The sequence below is a fragment of the Flavobacterium movens genome, from assembly GCF_039581425.1.
GTDB classification, from domain to species: Bacteria; Bacteroidota; Bacteroidia; order Flavobacteriales; family Flavobacteriaceae; genus Flavobacterium; species Flavobacterium luteolum.
This window is the reverse complement of the sequence record NZ_JBCPXY010000018.1, coordinates 1-17,849: the sequence shown is the minus strand read 5'-3', so window position 1 is coordinate 17,849 and position 17,849 is coordinate 1. Positions and strand designations below refer to the sequence as shown.

At 33.3% G+C, this 17,849-nt stretch carries 19 protein-coding genes; 13 read left to right on the top strand and 6 right to left on the bottom strand.

Features of this window, described 5'->3' with window-relative positions; translation table 11 throughout:
* Positions 1-40 precede the first annotated feature (40 nt).
* From AAYQ05_RS21570 to AAYQ05_RS21550, 5 genes are all read left to right on the top strand, one after another.
* Entirely contained in the window at positions 41-916 is an 876-nt protein-coding gene (locus AAYQ05_RS21570) for a protease complex subunit PrcB family protein (RefSeq protein WP_343545313.1), read from the top strand.
* Positions 917-923: 7 nt separating this feature from the next.
* A complete protein-coding gene (locus tag AAYQ05_RS21565) occupies positions 924-1,322 on the top strand; it encodes a hypothetical protein (protein ID WP_343545312.1) in 399 nt (132 codons plus the stop codon).
* Between the two features lie 87 nt (positions 1,323-1,409).
* Positions 1,410-1,925 (top strand): RNA polymerase sigma factor, encoded by a 516-nt coding sequence (locus tag AAYQ05_RS21560; protein WP_343545327.1) that lies wholly within the window; start codon positions 1,410-1,412, stop codon positions 1,923-1,925.
* A complete protein-coding gene (locus AAYQ05_RS21555; RefSeq protein WP_343545311.1) occupies positions 1,922-3,589 on the top strand; it encodes a hypothetical protein in 1,668 nt (555 codons plus the stop codon). The genes AAYQ05_RS21560 and AAYQ05_RS21555 overlap by 4 nt, the downstream gene beginning before the upstream one ends.
* Before the next feature lie 45 nt (positions 3,590-3,634).
* Positions 3,635-4,144: a MepB family protein gene (locus AAYQ05_RS21550; RefSeq protein WP_343545310.1), complete on the top strand. Its 510-nt coding sequence runs from the start codon at positions 3,635-3,637 to the stop codon at positions 4,142-4,144.
* A 46-nt stretch (positions 4,145-4,190) separates the two neighbouring features.
* Here the strand turns inward: AAYQ05_RS21550 and AAYQ05_RS21545 are convergent, their stop codons facing one another.
* The 3 genes from AAYQ05_RS21545 to AAYQ05_RS21535 all read right to left on the bottom strand — a co-directional run bounded on the left by AAYQ05_RS21545 (position 4,191) and on the right by AAYQ05_RS21535 (position 9,228).
* Entirely contained in the window at positions 4,191-7,637 is a 3,447-nt protein-coding gene (locus tag AAYQ05_RS21545) for a T9SS-dependent choice-of-anchor J family protein (protein ID WP_343545309.1), read from the bottom strand.
* A 309-nt stretch (positions 7,638-7,946) separates the two neighbouring features.
* Positions 7,947-8,699 carry an SDR family NAD(P)-dependent oxidoreductase gene (locus AAYQ05_RS21540; protein ID WP_343545308.1) on the bottom strand — a complete coding sequence of 251 codons (753 nt, stop codon included), beginning with the start codon at positions 8,697-8,699 and terminating at the stop codon, positions 7,947-7,949.
* A gap of 154 nt (positions 8,700-8,853) precedes the next feature.
* Positions 8,854-9,228 carry a hypothetical protein gene (locus AAYQ05_RS21535; protein WP_343545307.1) on the bottom strand — a complete coding sequence of 125 codons (375 nt, stop codon included), beginning with the start codon at positions 9,226-9,228 and terminating at the stop codon, positions 8,854-8,856.
* Positions 9,229-9,374: 146 nt separating this feature from the next.
* On the opposite strand from AAYQ05_RS21535, the gene AAYQ05_RS21530 reads away from it, so the two are divergent.
* Genes AAYQ05_RS21530 through AAYQ05_RS21520 form a run of 3 tightly spaced genes read left to right on the top strand, consistent with a single transcriptional unit; the run spans position 9,375 to position 10,718 of the window.
* Positions 9,375-9,584 (top strand): hypothetical protein, encoded by a 210-nt coding sequence (locus AAYQ05_RS21530; RefSeq protein WP_343545306.1) that lies wholly within the window; start codon positions 9,375-9,377, stop codon positions 9,582-9,584.
* 43 nt (positions 9,585-9,627) lie between these two features.
* The gene (locus tag AAYQ05_RS21525; RefSeq protein ID WP_343545305.1) at positions 9,628-10,200 is read left to right on the top strand and encodes a pseudouridine synthase; all 573 of its coding nucleotides are present in this window, start codon (positions 9,628-9,630) and stop codon (positions 10,198-10,200) included.
* Positions 10,201-10,259: 59 nt separating this feature from the next.
* Entirely contained in the window at positions 10,260-10,718 is a 459-nt protein-coding gene (locus AAYQ05_RS21520) for a tRNA (cytidine(34)-2'-O)-methyltransferase (protein WP_343545304.1), read from the top strand.
* Positions 10,719-10,852: 134 nt separating this feature from the next.
* Here the strand turns inward: AAYQ05_RS21520 and AAYQ05_RS21515 are convergent, their stop codons facing one another.
* The 3 genes from AAYQ05_RS21515 to AAYQ05_RS21505 form a co-directional block, all read right to left on the bottom strand.
* Positions 10,853-11,629 (bottom strand): ABC transporter ATP-binding protein, encoded by a 777-nt coding sequence (locus AAYQ05_RS21515; protein WP_343545303.1) that lies wholly within the window; start codon positions 11,627-11,629, stop codon positions 10,853-10,855.
* A gap of 123 nt (positions 11,630-11,752) precedes the next feature.
* Positions 11,753-12,781: a FecCD family ABC transporter permease gene (locus AAYQ05_RS21510; protein WP_445709722.1), complete on the bottom strand. Its 1,029-nt coding sequence runs from the start codon at positions 12,779-12,781 to the stop codon at positions 11,753-11,755.
* Position 12,782: 1 nt separating this feature from the next.
* Positions 12,783-13,925 carry an ABC transporter substrate-binding protein gene (locus AAYQ05_RS21505; protein WP_343545302.1) on the bottom strand — a complete coding sequence of 381 codons (1,143 nt, stop codon included), beginning with the start codon at positions 13,923-13,925 and terminating at the stop codon, positions 12,783-12,785.
* Positions 13,926-14,019: 94 nt separating this feature from the next.
* Here AAYQ05_RS21505 and AAYQ05_RS21500 point away from each other — a divergent pair, with 94 nt between their 5' ends.
* The 5 genes from AAYQ05_RS21500 to AAYQ05_RS21480 all read left to right on the top strand — a co-directional run bounded on the left by AAYQ05_RS21500 (position 14,020) and on the right by AAYQ05_RS21480 (position 17,620).
* Positions 14,020-14,382, top strand: coding sequence for a C1orf53 family protein (locus AAYQ05_RS21500; RefSeq protein WP_343545301.1), 363 nt, complete (start codon positions 14,020-14,022; stop codon positions 14,380-14,382).
* 16 nt (positions 14,383-14,398) lie between these two features.
* A complete protein-coding gene (locus AAYQ05_RS21495; RefSeq protein ID WP_177212276.1) occupies positions 14,399-14,779 on the top strand; it encodes a four helix bundle protein in 381 nt (126 codons plus the stop codon).
* Positions 14,780-14,798: 19 nt separating this feature from the next.
* A complete protein-coding gene (cobU, locus tag AAYQ05_RS21490) occupies positions 14,799-15,308 on the top strand; it encodes a bifunctional adenosylcobinamide kinase/adenosylcobinamide-phosphate guanylyltransferase (protein WP_343545300.1) in 510 nt (169 codons plus the stop codon).
* Between the two features lie 142 nt (positions 15,309-15,450).
* Positions 15,451-17,130, top strand: a complete 1,680-nt coding sequence (gene cobT / locus AAYQ05_RS21485; RefSeq protein WP_343545299.1) for a nicotinate-nucleotide--dimethylbenzimidazole phosphoribosyltransferase — start codon at positions 15,451-15,453, stop codon at positions 17,128-17,130.
* A gap of 58 nt (positions 17,131-17,188) precedes the next feature.
* A complete protein-coding gene (locus AAYQ05_RS21480; protein ID WP_343545298.1) occupies positions 17,189-17,620 on the top strand; it encodes a transposase in 432 nt (143 codons plus the stop codon).
* Positions 17,621-17,849 lie beyond the last annotated feature (229 nt).

Sequence of the window (17,849 nt, the reverse complement as noted above, 5' to 3'; positions counted from 1 at the left end):
AAACCATAATCTACTAAGATATAAACCTATTAAAATGATTATGAAAAAATTAATGCTTGGCTTGTTTGTAGCCTTTGGATTCAGTGCTTGTTCTCTCAATGATGGAAATAAATATGTAGATTGTGGAGCTAATACAGTTGTAAATTTTACTGGCTTTCCGTTCGCATGTAATTATAATGTAAAATCAATGCCTAATAATCCTGCTGCTGTTGTTATTGTATCTCAAGAAAAAATGGAAGAGTTTTTTACAAAACATGAGAACAACTGTCCAGTTGCAAGTGACCCTAATATTGATTTTACAAAAGAATATCTAGTTGGAATTTTTGCAGGCGCTAAACCTACAAGCGGATATGCCATCAAAATTACTTCGATTGTAGAAAACAATTGCGAGATCGTTGTTAATTACTACGAAAAAACTCCTGCTGAAGGTGAAAACGTAACCCAAGCTCCTACTTATCCTTATGATTTTGTTTTGATTCCGAAAACATCAAAAGGAATGATTTTTAACAAAACAGTAGAAATTGCAGACGCGATGATTATTGGAAGTTTCAATAACCAATGTTTAAGTTCTGACTGCCAGAAATTCTATCAGATTAACGATTTTAATACTTTAAAATTCTTAAACGTTGGTGCTAATCAATATGATTTTGGACAATATAGATATACTCCAACAATTAAGAGAGGCGAATATACTTTATTATTAAAAAGTGTTCCTGCTGAAATTTTAGCTTTAAAAGGACAAACAAAAACGTATGGTACTCCAGATGCAACAGATCAAGGCGGAATTTATTTTGAACTTCGTCAAGGCGCAAGTACCACTAAAGTTTATATCGACAATAATGACACTGAAGATCAAAGTTCAGAAATAAAACTTTTCAAAAAAACAATTCAAGAAAAAATTACAAGTTTAAAATAATTCTATCATGAAGAAACTCTTTTTATCTTTTATTATTTGCTTTCTTTTTACATCAATGATTTCTGTTAATACTTCTACAGAAGCTGCAGGATCACTTATAAATACGTGGACTTGGGAAAAATCTATTGGGGGTTCTAATAATCCTTATGTAGCTACACCCAAAACAATCGGATTTACTAAGAAAATTATTTTCACCCAAGACGGAAGGATTATTACTTATAAAAACAATGTAGAGATTAGAAATAGTGCGTATCAGATAGAAAAGGGAAAAGGATATTTTGATCAGTCGGAACATGATTTAATTACGTTTGAAGGCAAAACCTACGTAATAGAAAACCTTGACAATCAAAATCTAACAATTGTAAGCAACAGTCAAGACGGTACTCGAACTATTTTTAAAAGATAGTTTTGTAAGCTATTTAAAACTATTTTTGCAAAATCAAATTTGAACCATTTCTTGAAAGACGAGTTAGAAAAATATATCAAACTGTGCATGAAAAATGACAGGGAGGGACAACTGAAAATCTATCAGTTGTTCTCTCCTGTTTTATATGGTATTTGTTTGAAATATATGAAGAACGAAGATGATGCGAAAGACGTTTTTCAGGAAGCATTTGTAATTGCCTTTCAGAAAATAAGCCAATATAAATTTGAAGGAAGCTTTGAGGGATGGCTAAAACGAATCTTTATAAACAAACTCATTGAGACTTTAAACAAAAAGAAAAAAGAGAGTTTCTTTTTAGATGTTTTTGATCCCGATACGGATTTTGTGGAAGAAGAGGAACTGGAAGCTATTCCGATCGAACAGGAAAAACTTCTGGAGTATATTAGGGATTTACCAGATCAATATCGAACGGTTTTTAACTTGTATGTATTTGAGAAAATGAAACACCGAGAAATCGCCGAACTATTAAAAATCTCCGAAGGAACATCAAAATCAAATTTAAATCGCGCCAAACACATATTACAAAAGCGAATTTTGAGCATAAAAAATTTTAAGATAGCATGAAGAAGCAAAAAATAGAAGATATTTTTTCATCAATGGAAGACTTTTCGAGTGTTCCGCCTCCAGAATTGTGGAGTCAGATTGAAGAAAAATTAGACAAACCTAAAAAGAAGAAGAGAGTTGTTCTTTGGTGGTCGGCTGCTGCATGCTTATTATTAGGGTTGCTTCTGCCTTCAATTTTACATTTTACTGCTTCTTCTGAAAATACAAACCTCAACAACGGCAATTTAGAAAACAATACAAACAGCGTTGTTATTGACAAAAAAACAAATAACGTTCATACTGGAAAAGATTCAAATCGAAATAAAAATACTGGAAAAGCAATAGATTCGTTAAACGAAAATTCTCCGAAGAATCAGTTCAATAGTGAATCGCAAATTCAAGTTCAAGAAACTTCTGTAGTGGAAACAAACTCTGAGAACAAAACCAGTAAAAGAGATTCTAAATCTAATGTTGTGGTTCCAGCAAATACAGCAAACCAATCTGTTGCTTATCAAAACTCTGGTTCATCAGAAGAAAAATCAATTGTAAAATCTTCTAAAAAATCTATTTTAGAAAATAATACAAGATCTTCAAATAAAGGTATTTCCGAAGAAAGAATTGCTTTTGGAAAACAAAGTAAATTTAATTCGACAGCAAAAAAACAGCTTTCAAATTCTATTTTTGAAGAACAGCTTACTGCGAAAAACAGTAAAAATATAGCTTTTACCAATCAGGGGGAATATGCTGCAAATAATAACCCTTTTACACAAAGTAGCGCATCTAACTCAAACAACGCCGTTTTAGGTAAAACTGAGAATAAGCGAACTGATAAAGCCGTTATCATAAAAGACGATCTGAAAATCACTAACGGTTTGAGCAAAACAGACTCTATGCAACTTGCTGAACTTCAGAATTTAGAAAAAGGAATTTTAACCCCGGAAAAGAAAAAAGAAGAAAAAGAGAAAAAAGACAATCTAATCAACAAAAATGAAAGATGGGCCGTTGCTGTTTTTGCAGGTGTGGCAAATTCTGAAAATACTAAAAACGAAAAGACCTTAGGCAACGTAAACGATTCGAAACAATCTAATTCTTACGGAGTAAAAACTAAATATAGCATTAATAAAAAATGGGCTGTAGGTTCTGGATTAAAAATTAGTGAATTAGGGCAGAGTGTTGCCAATGTATCGTATTTAAGCGCCAAAAGCAATGCCTTTTTCAATCCTGGAACTCTAAATGCTGATAGTAATAACAGTCCAGTTGTTTCGGCAGACCCGTCAAGCCAAGGTTATCTTTTTATTTCAAATAGCACAAAAGAAGCTTTGAAAAATGAAAATGTGCAAACTGGTAAATTGGATCAGAATTTAAGATATGTAGAAATGCCTCTTGAGGTTTCTTATTCTGTTTTTAATAAAAATAAAGCGAGCATTAACTTAAATACTGGTGGTTTTGTAGGTAAATTAATTTCTAACAACGTAGCTCTAGACGGACATTCGATTGGAGAGAATATGAATGCCAATGATTATGTGTATGGTTCTACTTTGAGCAGTACGGTTCAATATCGCGTGTATAAAAAGACAAATGTTTTTGTTGAACCTACTGTAAATTATTATATCAATCCATTAAACAGTCAGTCTTTCAACCAGTTCCAATGGGGATTAAATTTTGGTCTGAATGTTAATTTCTAAAGTAAATTTGTAGTAATTTTCAAACTATTTTTAAAATAGTTTTTTATGAATTTTACCATTGGCTCAGCTGATTTAGTATTGAGCAAAGAAAGTGTTTTTGATAAAGCAGATTTGCAGATGACTTCTTTACAAAAGGAAAGCGAAAGTGAGGAATATAGTGCCTTTCGATTTCAGATAAACAGTAAAAATATTTGTTATAGAGAAGCCAAAATTACCCCAACCAAAACGGGGCAATTTGTTACTTTATGGAAACGAAATCAAACGGGAACGATTGAACCTTTTGATTATACAGATACTATCGATTTTGTAATTGTGACTGTTCGAAAAGACCAAAATTGGGGACAGTTTATTTTTCCTAAAAAAACATTATTAGAAAAAGGTATTTTTTCTACTCAAAGCAAAGAAGGAATTAGAGCCACAAGAGTTTATCCGCCTTGGGATGCAACTACAAGTAAACAGGCTCAGAAAACACAAAAATGGCAATTGGATTATTTTTTCAGCTTTTCAGATCAAAGTAATATTGAGTTAGAGGAATTGAAGAAAGTATTTATATAAAAAAGGCAGTCTTAAAATGACTGCCTTTTCTGTTTTATAATCTATTTTACTTCTTGATGATTTTATCTTTAAAAATCACTTTATTATTTTCTGTAACCGTGTAGAAATAAACTCCAGAAACTAGATTTCCAACAGCAACAACTGCTGTACTAACTTCGGATTCATTTTTAACATTGATCGAATTTCCAATCGCACGACCATTAAAATCATATAATCTAATTTTTAGATCCCTTCCTTGCGTTGCTGTTTTGATATCAAAGCTCAAAACATCTGTCGCAGGATTTGGATAAGCTTTTACGAAATATTTATTTTTCGTTCCAAAATCTGGCGTAGAAAGCACGTCTTGTTTTAATTGGAAACGAGCAATTACTGGACCATGGTCTGAAGTGGTTGTGGTATAATTTAGAATATCATTTCTTGGATCGTAAACTGCAGTTGACTGATCTATATATTGATCAAATAATTCATTAGAAATCATAATATGGTCTAAAAACCCGCCTGAGCTTAAAAAACTAAAAGCACCGGCCTGACTTATTTCTAAAGTTAGTGCTTTATAATTGCTTGTATCTGTTACAAAGTTTTCGTAAGTCGAAGGATTGTTTGTACCAAAAACTGATTTTTTCACATCATCGTTATAATCTCCCAAAATAATTAAATTATCATTTGGATAATGAGCATCTAAACTGTCTTTAAAAACTTGCGTATCATACTTACGTCTTGTGTAAGTTGTCATATCAGATCCGCTGTTTGCTCGAGCATGAACATCTATCAGTTTGATTTCATTTTTAACTCCATTAAGATTAGTTTCTAAAGTTACGATATAAGGCAAACGACCTGAAGAGAAAAATCCTGAACTTGGGTGCACTGGCGGATTACTTGCAGGCAAAGGATAATTGGCTAGAGTTTTAGTTCCTGCAACCAATTCATCGTAAAACTCTTTAAACATTACTCGAGTTTTTTTCAATGTAGCCGTTTGAGTATTATAAATGACTACTAATTTTTGAGGCGGAAAAGTTGGATCTGAAGTTGGATCCCAAGAATACGACCAAATTGGCGAGGTAGTTTTCTCAAATGTTTTACCGTTGATATTTAATTTTTGAATTAAATCGTCTATGGCTGTATCACTAGAAACTTCCTGAACTACATATACATCGGCATTTAATTTATTCATCACTTTTGCCACATTTGCAATTTGCAAGACATTGTCTATGGGTCCGTTACTAGGATTATCTGAACCAAAAAAGTCTAGATTATAAGTAACCACATCAAAAGTTTCTGATTTTAATATAGAAGATCCTGTAAATGAACCAATTTGTTTATTCAGAGACGTTCCTGTTACTGTTAATACTCCAGAAATTGTTGGTTCTTTTGTGGTTGGCGCAAATCTTGCATAAATTGTTTTTCCTGCTAAAGCATCGGCTGAAGAAACAACAATACTTGACGTATATGAAGTATTATCAAATGACAATTGGTACGAAGCTGGAGAGTCAATAGCAATATCGCCATAACCTGCAGCTCTGAAAATAAAGGACTGACTGGCAGTAATTGAATTTGGACTTACATCTGCGAAATCTAAAATCGGATTTGAATCTACGTATTGCGATTCATTTGTAATAGCAAAGTCATCAAAAGAGAATTCTGCTGCATTACCACTTCCTCCCGAAGCTGTTTCGTAAACCCAAGCCAAATAAGTGTGATCTGTTTTATAAGCTGTTAAGTTTATATACTGCGATTTTGTATAAGTTCCTATATTTCCAGGGAATTTACCATCTAATTCTATCCATGTTGCTGTATTTGGCGCGCTTACTCCATCATAATCTGTAGAAACCATTAATTTTAAAGATGGTCCATTATAAAATTGACGAGAGTTAAAAGATAATAATGGAATTTGACTAAAATTATCTAAACGTAATCTCGGAGAAATCAGCCAATCTTTGCTTGCTCCATTTTCTGAAAATCCGTTTATTAAAACCGCACCAGTTCCTGAATTAACATTACGTGACAGAATAGTGTGTGACCATTTATTCAAAGGTCCCGCCTCATTGTATTGTGACCATCCGCTATTTGCTAAAACATTTGGATCATTAAAACCTTGTATATATGGGTTTGTTCCGCTTCCAGACAGACTAACTATTTTTGTTGTGCCTCCTGCTGTTTCATGAGTTATTGAACCTGTGAAACTTCCAACTGAAGTTGGAGTGAATTTTACATAAACTGTTGGTGTTGCATTTGATGCAAAATCGGCTAATGCAAAAGTAATAGAAGATCCAAACGTGGCATTATCTTTAGATATTACAAAGTTTGCTGATGCTGTTAAGACAACATCTTGTGTTAAATCTGTTGCTCCAACTTGATAACTTAAAACTTTTGAATCATAATTTGCTTCTGAGGCTCCTAAATCTAAAGACGCTATTGTGGTCGATAAAACTGGCGCAATAGCAGTAGTAGCATCTAATTTACTTACTGCAATTTGTGCATTATTATAAGAATCTTCTGAAATAGAAAAAACAGAGTAAGTGGTATTTAAATTCAATCCAGCAAAACTCTTTACATATTCTTGAGTAGGATCTGTAATATCTAAAAAACCAAATTGTAAGGCTGAAGCTCCTTCCGCATTCTGTCCTGCCTTTATCTGTGCAATTGTTGGCGTTGCACTACCATTAGGCAATAACACATAATATGTTTTTCCTTTCTCATTTATTTTACTGATAAAGTCAAAACTATCAGCTAAGATATTAGTAACCTTTGGATAGCCGGTAACATTAATTGGCGCATCTTGATCGCTAAAAACTTTTACATCAACATTATCAATGGCAAAAGCTGGACGAGAACCTCCTCCAGAAATTTGTCTAGAAATCCATCGCACTTGAACTACAGGTTGATTATTACATTCCGCAGGTAACATTACTGTTATATGACTACTTTGTGGTAACGTAGTTTCATCCATGCGTGGGGTGGTATTATTGCGAAAATAAGTATCAGACAACGTTACAAAATCTGCCGTAGTACCAACTCGGTATTGTAAAGCAAATTCATTGATACGAGAACTTGTAGTTGAACCACTTACTGTACCGTACGGATTACGAATTACTAAAGCATCATATTGAATTTCAATACTTGCTTTTTGTTCTGTTGAAAAAGCAAGACCAATTGCATAATCATTAGTTCCAGAATTTAGAAAACCAATTTTTCCATCATAATTATAAACATTTCCTGTACCAGAATTCGCTTTTCCTCCAGCCGTTAAAGCTTTATCTGCTATAATTACACCAGATGTAACATAATTTGTAATACCAGAACCATTTGTATTTCCTGCGGTCCATCCTTGAAATCCAAGTGGATATGTTACAGAAGTACCACCATTTAAATCATTAAATTCTTCTTTTATAGGAAGTGAAGTTCTTATTGTAATCTGAGCAAAAAGATTACCAGAAAAAAGGCAAAAAAAACATAAAAGAGCCAAAAGATGGCGCGAAAAGTAGAGTTTTTTCATATGTTAAAGAATAGAGTTTTTAGAGTTCAAATTTATCTTCTTTAAAGTTAAGCCAATATTATAAAACCATAAACTTAATGTTTGAAATTTTATAAATATTATTCATCAAAACTTATTTTTACATTAAATATAACAAAATAAAACCAATAAAAAGAACATTCTTTTACACATAATTTAAACATACACCTATCCAAACAGCACAAAAAAAACTCCGTATTTCCTACAAATACTAGGGTTTTTATATAAAAAAAGCAGTAAACTTTCGCTTACTGCTTTTCACTAATTCAAAATAGTATTCTCTAACAAATATTAAACCGCGGTATAACCACCATCGGCAATAATATAACTTCCTGTAGTAAATGATGATTTATCAGAATTTAGAAAAACTACCAGCTCGGCAACTTCTTCTGCTGTTCCTAAACGATTCATCGCAGATTTTGCTGCGACGGCCTGCATCATTTCCTTATTTAAATTATCTTTTAAAAGTGCTGTTTCAATATAACCTGGTCCGACAGCATTACAGCGAATATTTTTCTGCGCATATTCTACTGCAATATTTTTTGTCAGACCAACCACACCATGTTTACTTGCTGTATACGCAACACTATTTGGCGCGGCAACTTGTCCGTGGATTGAAGCAATATTTACAATGCTACCTCCATCATTTTTCTCCATTTGCTCCAATTGGTAACGACAGGCATAAAAAACGCCACTTAAGTTTAAGGCAATAACCTTATCCCACGCTTCTGGCTCATATTCGCCAGTTGGTTTTGCCGGCCCGCCCATTCCTGCATTATTACAGGCAATGTCTAATCGACCATATTTTGAAACTGTCACCTCAACCATGTGCTTATTGTCAGCTGCGCTTGACGAGTCTCCTTTTATGAAAAAAGCTTCACCACCCTTATCCTTTATCATTTTTACGGTTTCTTCACCGTGTTCTACATTTATATCAGCTACTACTACTTTTGCTCCTTCTCGAGCGTATGCTTTTGCAACTGCGCGTCCGATTCCAGATCCTCCACCAGATACAAAAGCTACTTTATTTTCTAAAAGTGCCATTTTGTATATGTTTTAAATTGATTCCTCTAATTTACGAAGATATCAACCGATACAGAAGCTTTAAAAGGAGTTTACAATAACATTAACGCGAAGCGCTAATCTTATGTTATTTGACATTAAATTGACTCTATTTTACTTAAAATTTTGTATTGTCTTATTCGTCTTCATCTAGTTTCATATTCCCACGATCTTTATGACTTTCTGGATTTGAATTTGGATATCGATTTGGCGTTATATCAGAATTGCGGTCTTTATTCTCTACTGTTTTCTTTGCCTCCTCCTCTGTTTCTACTCCGCGATTTGCATTTGGATTATTTGGACTTATCTGATGAGGCGTTTTATTAATATCCTCATTTTCATTTCGAGCGCGTTCTACAATCTTTTTATCGCCATTTGCATCGGTTACCAATTCTCTATTCAATTTTGCATCTTTTAACTCTTCATCATGCGAGATGTTTTTACCTTTAGATTCATCAATATTTTTCTGCGTCCCGTTTATCTTTTTTGTTCCTAAATTATTTGTTTCCATGACATTATTCTTTTTACATTGAATTTATAATATTACGAATTCTAACTGCGAAAAAATTATGACTTGACATTGCTTTTCTTTTATAATTGCCATCTGTTTTTTTATTTATTACCTTTATTCAAAGCAACTTAACAACCTTAATTATTATGAACTTCTTCAAAATCAAAACTAGCTGGTCTAATGCCGAATTTATCCCAATCAAATTATGTATGGCTTCTATTTATATTTTAATCGGAAGTTATTTTCATGAATTTTTCCAAAACTATTATTCTGTTTTAATTGTCATTTTTGCTATAACCGTAATTTGGTTTGTGTACCAATGGCTGAAAAAAATGAAATCTGAAAAACAGTTATAAGATTTAGTTCTAAGAAAGAGACTATCTTTGCAAAAAATTAAAAATGCACCAACACTTCATTCTTTTTAAACCTTACGGCTATTTAAGCCAATTTATTTATGAATTAAAAAGAAAGAAAAAGCTTTTGGGCGAATTGTACAATTTTCCAGAAGGAACAATGGCAATTGGAAGATTGGACGAAGATTCTGAAGGTTTGCTCCTCTTGACAACGGATGGAAATATGAGTGAACTTGTACGAAGCAAAAAAGTCGACAAAGAATATTACGTTCAGGTTGACGGATTAATTACTCCCGAAGCGATAGAACAATTGCAAAAAGGTGTAGAAATCGGACTTGAAGGCGGAAAATACAAAACAAAACCCTGCAAAGCTTTCATTGTAACTGAAATTCCTGATTTTGGTGCGAGAGCCAAAAAAATTAGGGACGAACGTCATGGCCCTACTTCTTGGGCATCCATCACATTAAGAGAGGGAAAATTTCGTCAAGTCAGAAAAATGACTGCTGCAGTTGGTTTTCCAACCTTGCGTCTTGTTCGCGTTCGAATAGGAAATGTATATTTGCAAAACCTAAAAGCAGGTGAAGTTTTGGAAGTTTCCGATTTTCAATTAGATAATTAGATAATGTGACAATTAGATAATTTCAAAACTCATAACTCATAATTCATAACTAAAAAAAGATGTTAAACGTTGTTCTTGTAGAACCTGAAATACCAAATAATACCGGAAATATCGGCAGATTGTGTGTAGGCACAGAAAGCCGACTTCATTTAATTCATCCTTTCGGATTTGTAATTAATGACAAGAACCTAAAACGTTCTGGATTGGATTATTGGGTTCATCTTGATGTAACAGAATATCAAAATGTGGACGAATGGATTGCACAGATTCCAGATCAATCACGTGTATTTTTAATGAGTTCGCATTCTGATAAATCCTATTTAGAAAATGAATTTCAAGATGGTGACTGGTTGGTTTTCGGAAAAGAAAGCGTTGGTTTGAGTGCAGCATTTATGGCAAGATTCGAAAATCATTTAACGATTCCGATGTCACCGCTTATTCGCAGTTTTAATATTGCTAATTCTGTTGCTTTTGTGGTTGGCGAAGCGAAAAGACAGATTGGACTGAAGAAAGTTTAATCGTTTATTTGTAACCGTTTAATCGAAAAAGCTTCTTCTGAAAACGGGACTTCTAGCCCTGATGGAAGCGGCATCCTTTTGTGGCGGCGTTCGCCACAAAAGATATAGCGGACAGCAGGATTAGCTCCTGAAAACTAACTCACAATAAATTTCCCTTTTTCAGCATCAAAAACAATATGTTCGTCTTTGAACAAATTGCTGAAACTTCCGTTTGAGATTAAATTGCACGGTTGGTCTTGCACTATCCTTTCTGGCGTCATCATAATCATTTCATCACTTAATTGAATAGCCAGATCGATATCGTGTGTAGAAAACAATATACATTTTTGAGTTTCTTGTGTTAGTTTCTTTAACAATTTAAATAAGGAAACTTTATGCAGTAAATCAAGATGTGTTGTAGGTTCATCTAGAATAATTAATGGCGTATCTTGCGCCAAAGCTCTTGCAATTAGAACTTTCTGCAATTGTCCATCACTAATTTGAAAATGTTTTTTTGAAGCTAAATGTTCGATTTGTGTCAAACTCATTGCTTCCTGAACTTTTAGAACATCTTCGTCAGACAATTTATCGACCCAATTGGTATAAGGTTGGCGACCTAAAGCAACCAATTCAAAAACGGAAAGATTACTTGGCGGCAATTTTTCGGTCAAAACCAAACTTAGATTTTGTGCCAGTTCTAAAGGCTGATAGTCTGATATATTTCTTTCATTCAAATATACTTTCCCAGATAAAGGTTTCTGAATTCCTGTAATCGTTCGTAATAAAGTTGACTTTCCAATTCCGTTTGCTCCGATTAAAGTAATTAATTTACCTGCTTGCAGACTAAGATTAAGGTTCTCAGCAATAGTCGTAACACCTTTCTTGGATTTGTATCCAATATTTAGATTCGAAGCTGTTAAGATGTTTTTCATTTTTTTGAGATTCTAAGTTACTAAGATGCTGAGATTCTAAGTTTTTTTTCTTTTAAGCCACAGATTAAAGGATTAAAATGATAAAAAAAATCTGTGCAAATCTTTTTAATCTGTGGCAAAAAATTATTGAAAATTTCTTTTTCTAACCAAAAGCCAAATAACAACTGGCGCACCAATTATAGACGTAACAGCATTTATTGGAAGCGTGACATCAAAACCTGGCATTTGCGAAACAATATCACAAAATAGCATTATTATAGAACCAAAAAATAAAGTACTCCAAAACAAAATAGTATGATTGCTTGTTTGAAAAGTCAGCTTTGCAATATGAGGTACCGCTAAACCAACAAAAGCAATTGGTCCCGCGAATGCTGTAATCGCTCCTGATAATATACTCGTTGCAAATATGATTATTAATCGAGCCTGTTTAAAATTCAATCCCATGCTTTTGGCATAATTTTCTCCAAGAAGCAAGGCGTTTAATGGTTTAATACTTTTGGCGCTTAAAAGCAATCCGATTCCAACACAGAAAGTTAAAATTACAATAGTTGTCCAAGAAAGATTTCCGAGATTTCCCATAGACCAAAAAGTAAATTTCTGAAGCTGTTCTGCCGTACTAAAATATGTTAGGACGCTGACGATTGCGGTGGTAAAACTTCCAAACATTAAACCCACAATTAAAATAGCCATTGTATCTCGCAATCGTTGCGAAACGACTAAAACTAAAAATAAAACCAATGTACTTCCTAAAGTAGACGCCAAAACAATTCCGTAAGAAGACAATGCAATTACACTCAAAAAAGATGGCAGAAATCCTGCACCTAAAATCACAAAAGCAACTCCAAGACTTGCACCAGAACTTAAGCCTAAAACATAGGGCCCTGCAAGCGGGTTTCGAAACAAAGTCTGCATTAAAAGTCCGCTCATTGAAAGTCCCGTTCCAACCAAAACTGCAGTAATGGCTTTTGGAAGACGATAATTAATGATAATATATTCCCAAGTTGATTTTGTGGCTTGACCTCCAGTTAAACTTGCAAAAACATCTTTTAACGGAATTGTAACCGACCCTAAACTAATGCTTGCAAAAAACATTAGAAAAAGTCCAAAAGTCAATACGACAAATAAAATGGTATTTCTTTTTTTATTCGCCAATTTAATTCAGTTTTGATGCAAAGGTAAATTCGTAGCTCGCCAATAGATCCGGATGAAATATCTTGATATAATCTTTTAAAACTAAATCGGGACGGCTTGGTGCCAATTCATAATAAACTGTTCCTCCTGTTGCTCCCATCTTTCCTTCAAAATTATATACACTTTTATTTTTGAAAGCATCAAACTCTGAGTAATGCGGATTTGCTTTTTGTAATTCATCTAAACTTTTAAAAGATCCTGAAGCAATCCAGATATTAGCCGTTTTCGCTTTATCTAAAACTTTCTCAAACGACAAGCCTTCACTTCCAGTTCCTTTCAAATCGGCCCATAAATAATTAGCTTTTGCATCTTTCATAAACTGCGCTACCCAGCTATTTCCTTTGGCAACATACCAGACATCTTCGTACATAGAACCATACAGCACCTTTGATGTTGCAGGTTTCTCTTCAACCAGTTTTTTTGCCTGATTATAGCTTTCTACGATTTTATCAAAAAGCTCTTTTGCTTTGTCTTCTTTTCCAAACAAAGCGCCGTAAAGCTTAATCCATTCTGCTTTTCCTAGCGGAGACTGTTCCATCCAATCACCTTGAATAAGCACTTTAAGGCCGCTTTTTTTCAAATTATCCAACATCGGATTATTATTATCGACACCAAAAGTAACAATCAAATCTGGCGACAATTCTATTAATTGTTCGATGTTCAATTTTTCATTTTGTCCAACGTTTTTCACAGAACCTTTATCAATTAATGCTCGTGTTTTTTCTGAAGAAATGTAATCTGTGTGTGGAAATCCGACCAATTTATTCTCAACTTCCAGCATTTCTAAGAAAGGAATATTTGTTGTTGAAGTTACCACAACACTTTCTAATGGAACTTTTATCGCAGGATATTTTTTTAAGCTGTCTGGAATTTGTGAGTCTTTTTCCTCTAAAATGTAAGTAAATTTCTCCTTAGCATTTGGCCACGGATTAACCACATTTACAATCGAATAGCCATCTTTTTTTACAATCGAAAGACCAGAAGCATATTCAATACTTTCTGTCGAAACATCAGATTTTACAATAGTTTGCGTTTCATTTTTTTTACAGCTAATTACTAAAACAAGTAAAAAAACGACTGGTAATTTATGGAAAAAATATTTCATATTTTATGTTTTGTATGGCAACAAAGGTAAATCAATTTCTATTTTTTTTGTTTACCTTTATTCGTACAAATTTAAACAAATAGCCTTTTATTTGATGAGTGTACCAAAAACAAAAATCTGCTCCAGTTGTGAGACCGCTTTTTCGTGCGGTGACACTTCACCTGAAAATAAGTGCTGGTGTAATGATTACCCACCTATTTTCAATCTTTCAGAAGGAGGCGATTGCCTTTGCCCTGTATGCTTTAAAGAAGCGTGCGAAGATAAAATTGATGCTTATATCGAAACCTTAACTCCAAAAAAAGCGCTTAACAATAAAGCTATGCTTTTACCCAAAACAGATAATTTAATTGAGGGAATTGACTATTATATCGAAAATGGCAATTATGTTTTTAAAACCTGGTTTCATCTAAAAAGAGGAACCTGCTGCGGGAATAACTGCCGACATTGCCCGTATTAATTATTAATTGTAAATTATGAAAAATAATATTGTTCGAGATAAAAGTTTTGATTTCGCTATAAGAATTGTCAAACTATATCAGTATTTAAATAATGATAAAAAAGAATTTATTCTTGCGAAGCAACTTTTAAGATCTGGCACTAGTGTTGGCGCAATGATTCGAGAAGCTGAACATGCTGAGAGTAAAAGCGATTTTATTCATAAGTTTGCAATTGCTCAAAAAGAAGCTAATGAAACTGTCTATTGGCTAGAATTATTAAAAGCCACTGATTATCTCAACGAAAAAGAATTTAAAAACATTTATAATGATGCTATTACAATACTAAAATTAATAACTAGCATCCTTAAAACTTCCAAAAAGCAATCAGAAGTAAAAAAATTAACAACTAACAATTAATAATTAACCATTATACATAATGATTTACTTGGTAACTGGCGGTGAACGTTCAGGAAAAAGCGGTTATGCGCAGAAACTTGCTTTAGAACTTTCCAACTCTCCTATATATGTAGCAACGGCTCGAAAATGGGATGCTGATTTTCAAAATCGAATTGATCGCCATCAGCAGGAAAGAGACGAACATTGGACAAATATTGAAAAAGAGAAATATTTAAGTGAAATTGACTTTTCTGAAAAAACTGCTCTAATTGATTGTGTAACGCTCTGGCTAACTAATTTTTTTATAGATAATAAAAATGATGTGGCTTTGAGCTTGGAAGAAGCTAAAAGAGAATTTCTTGCTATTGCAAAAGACGAAAATGCTAATATCATTATTGTAACAAATGAAATCGGCATGGGCGTTCATGCAGAAACGCATATCGGAAGAAAATTTGTTGAACTTCAAGGCTGGATGAATCAATTTCTTGCTGCAAATGCCAACGAAGTTGTGCTGATGGTTTCTGGAATTCCGGTTAAAATAAAAGGATAAATTCCAATACAAAAATTTCCAAATTCCAATAAATTAAAACGAAATTCCAAGTTTTAAACTCCAAATTTCAAAGCTATGCTTTACCTTTACTAGAATCTTTCCATTTTCAGATTTGGAATTTAAAAAATTGGAATTTAAAGAAATGAGCAATTTAGACGATATATTAAAATCACGCCGCGACACAAGACATTTTACAGCAGATGAAGTTCCGGATGAAGTAATCCAGAAAGCTTTACAGGCTGGACATTGGGCACCTTCTGTAGGACTAACCGATGCAACAAGATATTATCTCATTAAATCGCATGAAGTTAAAAGCTCTATTAAAAACCTCTTTTTAGATTACAACAAAAAAGCCGAAGAACTTACAGATAATCCTGAGCAGAAAGAATTATATAAATCCCTAAAATTAGAGGCAATTGAAGAAGCTCCAATCGGACTTGTTATTGCTTACGATCGTTCGGTTCTAAATCAGTTTACTATTGGGACAATTGGCAGTAACGAAGCCGTAAAATTCAGTTCGGTTTGTGCGGCACAGAATATCTGGCTTTCGCTAACAGAACAAGGCTATGGAATGGGTTGGGTTTCGATTCTAAATTATTATCAGTTTAAAAAAATTCTCGATTTATCCGAAAATATAGAACCGCTTGGCTATTTCTGCATTGGGAAACCAGCAACCAATTACAACAATCAGCCAATGCTGCAGCAATTGCATTGGAAACAGAAATCGGAAGCTCCGATCTGTACTGAAATCACAGAAATTAAGTCAATAAATGTTCCTGGATTTGATTTAAAATCAGAAAACAAAATCCAAAATAAAGCCGATTTCTATACTCTTTTGCAAGACAAAATAGATTCGAAAACAAAACCTGTTGGTTCTTTGGGAACTTTAGAAGCATTAGCTTTTCAAATGGCAACGGTTTTTGCAACTTTAAATCCGAAAATCGTAAAACCTAATATCGTAGTTTTTGCAGCCGATCACGGAATTGCAAATCATGGCGTAAGTGATTATCCGCAAGATGTTACACGACAAATGGTCAATAATTTTCTAGACGGCGGTGCTGCTATAAACGTTTTCTGCAATCAGAATAATATCGAATTATCAATTGTAGATTCAGGCGTAAATTATGATTTCCCAACTAATGCAAAATTAATCGATGCAAAAATTGCCAAAGGAACGCAGTCTTTTCTGCACGTTCCTGCAATGAGCGAATCTGAAGTGCAATTGTGTTTTGAGAAAGGAAAATCGATTGTCGAAAACATTGCAGAATCTGGTTCAAATTGTATCGGTTTTGGCGAAATGGGAATTGGAAACACCTCGACAGCTTCTGTTTTAATGAGTCTTTTAACAGGTTTTCCAATTGAAGAATGTATCGGAAAAGGAACTGGAGTTGAAAACGAAAAACTGCTTTTAAAACAAAATGTACTTAAAAAAGCATTAGATAATTATTCTGGTCAAACCGAATTAATGACACAACTCTCCTATTTTGGAGGTTTTGAAATTCTTCAAATGGCGGGCGGAATGCTAGCAGCTTTTGAAAATAAAATGCTAATCTTAGTTGATGGCTTCATTTGTACTGTGGCATATTTAATTGCTTCCAAAATAAATCCGAACATCAATCAAAATGCTATTTTTTGCCATTGTTCTGCCGAAAAAGCACATTCAGAATTGCTAAATTATTTAGAAGCAAAACCTATTTTAAATCTTGATTTGCGTTTGGGAGAAGGAACTGGCTGCGCAGTAGCATTCCCAATTTTAAAATCGGCTGAGGCTTTTTTAAATGAAATGGCCAGTTTTGAAAGCGCTGGTATAAGTAAGAAATAACTTTCTTTTAAGTTTTAAAGTTCATAGCTTTGAATTTCTAATTGAAATTATTTATTACATGCCTTTTACAAAAATTTATATTCATTGTGTTTGGAGTACCAAAAATAGATTCCCTTTTTTAAATACAATTGATCTTCGCCAAAAAGTCTGGAATCACATAAAAGAAAATGCATTAAAGAAAGAAATTTATCTTGATTTTATTAGCGGGCATTCTGATCATTGTCACTGCTTAATTTCATTAGGAAATAATCAAACAATTCAGAAAACAATACAACTTTTAAAAGGTGAATCTTCATATTGGATTAATAAAAATCAATTAACAAGAGATAGATTTGAATGGCAGGATGAATATTTTTCAGTTTCAGTTTCAGAATCTATTGTAGATAAAGTTCGAGATTATATTAAGAACCAAGAAGAGCATCATAAAAAGAAAACATTTCAAGAAGAATATGATGAATTTATAATCAAATTTGGGTTTAAGCATTTATGAAAAATTTGGCTAAAGCCTTTACGAGTACCTATAAACAAACCAACATCTAAAGATGTTGGCAATTCATCAAAAACCAAATTTTTATAAAAATTTTATTTTTGAATTGCCTCCAGACTTATCTGGAGATCATAAATTTGCTACTATAGAAGCTTTAGTCAAATAATCATAATCTAATGAAATGTGAAGAATTAATAGCCATTTTTTGAATGTAACTAATCTCAAAAAAAAA

What these genes read in the sequence shown, in the direction of transcription:
- AAYQ05_RS21570 (WP_343545313.1), top strand. Translation starts at nt 41, where the DNA reads ATGAAAAAATTAATGCTTGGCTTGTTTGTAGCCTTTGGATTCAGTGCT.
- AAYQ05_RS21565 (WP_343545312.1), top strand. Translation starts at nt 924, where the DNA reads ATGAAGAAACTCTTTTTATCTTTTATTATTTGCTTTCTTTTTACATCA.
- AAYQ05_RS21560 (WP_343545327.1), top strand. Translation starts at nt 1,410, where the DNA reads ATGAAAAATGACAGGGAGGGACAACTGAAAATCTATCAGTTGTTCTCT.
- AAYQ05_RS21555 (WP_343545311.1), top strand. Translation starts at nt 1,922, where the DNA reads ATGAAGAAGCAAAAAATAGAAGATATTTTTTCATCAATGGAAGACTTT.
- AAYQ05_RS21550 (WP_343545310.1), top strand. Translation starts at nt 3,635, where the DNA reads ATGAATTTTACCATTGGCTCAGCTGATTTAGTATTGAGCAAAGAAAGT.
- AAYQ05_RS21545 (WP_343545309.1), bottom strand. Translation starts at nt 7,637, where the DNA reads ATGAAAAAACTCTACTTTTCGCGCCATCTTTTGGCTCTTTTATGTTTT.
- AAYQ05_RS21540 (WP_343545308.1), bottom strand. Translation starts at nt 8,699, where the DNA reads ATGGCACTTTTAGAAAATAAAGTAGCTTTTGTATCTGGTGGAGGATCT.
- AAYQ05_RS21535 (WP_343545307.1), bottom strand. Translation starts at nt 9,228, where the DNA reads ATGGAAACAAATAATTTAGGAACAAAAAAGATAAACGGGACGCAGAAA.
- AAYQ05_RS21530 (WP_343545306.1), top strand. Translation starts at nt 9,375, where the DNA reads ATGAACTTCTTCAAAATCAAAACTAGCTGGTCTAATGCCGAATTTATC.
- AAYQ05_RS21525 (WP_343545305.1), top strand. Translation starts at nt 9,628, where the DNA reads ATGCACCAACACTTCATTCTTTTTAAACCTTACGGCTATTTAAGCCAA.
- AAYQ05_RS21520 (WP_343545304.1), top strand. Translation starts at nt 10,260, where the DNA reads ATGTTAAACGTTGTTCTTGTAGAACCTGAAATACCAAATAATACCGGA.
- AAYQ05_RS21515 (WP_343545303.1), bottom strand. Translation starts at nt 11,629, where the DNA reads ATGAAAAACATCTTAACAGCTTCGAATCTAAATATTGGATACAAATCC.
- AAYQ05_RS21505 (WP_343545302.1), bottom strand. Translation starts at nt 13,925, where the DNA reads ATGAAATATTTTTTCCATAAATTACCAGTCGTTTTTTTACTTGTTTTA.
- AAYQ05_RS21500 (WP_343545301.1), top strand. Translation starts at nt 14,020, where the DNA reads ATGAGTGTACCAAAAACAAAAATCTGCTCCAGTTGTGAGACCGCTTTT.
- AAYQ05_RS21495 (WP_177212276.1), top strand. Translation starts at nt 14,399, where the DNA reads ATGAAAAATAATATTGTTCGAGATAAAAGTTTTGATTTCGCTATAAGA.
- cobU (WP_343545300.1), top strand. Translation starts at nt 14,799, where the DNA reads ATGATTTACTTGGTAACTGGCGGTGAACGTTCAGGAAAAAGCGGTTAT.
- cobT (WP_343545299.1), top strand. Translation starts at nt 15,451, where the DNA reads ATGAGCAATTTAGACGATATATTAAAATCACGCCGCGACACAAGACAT.
- AAYQ05_RS21480 (WP_343545298.1), top strand. Translation starts at nt 17,189, where the DNA reads ATGCCTTTTACAAAAATTTATATTCATTGTGTTTGGAGTACCAAAAAT.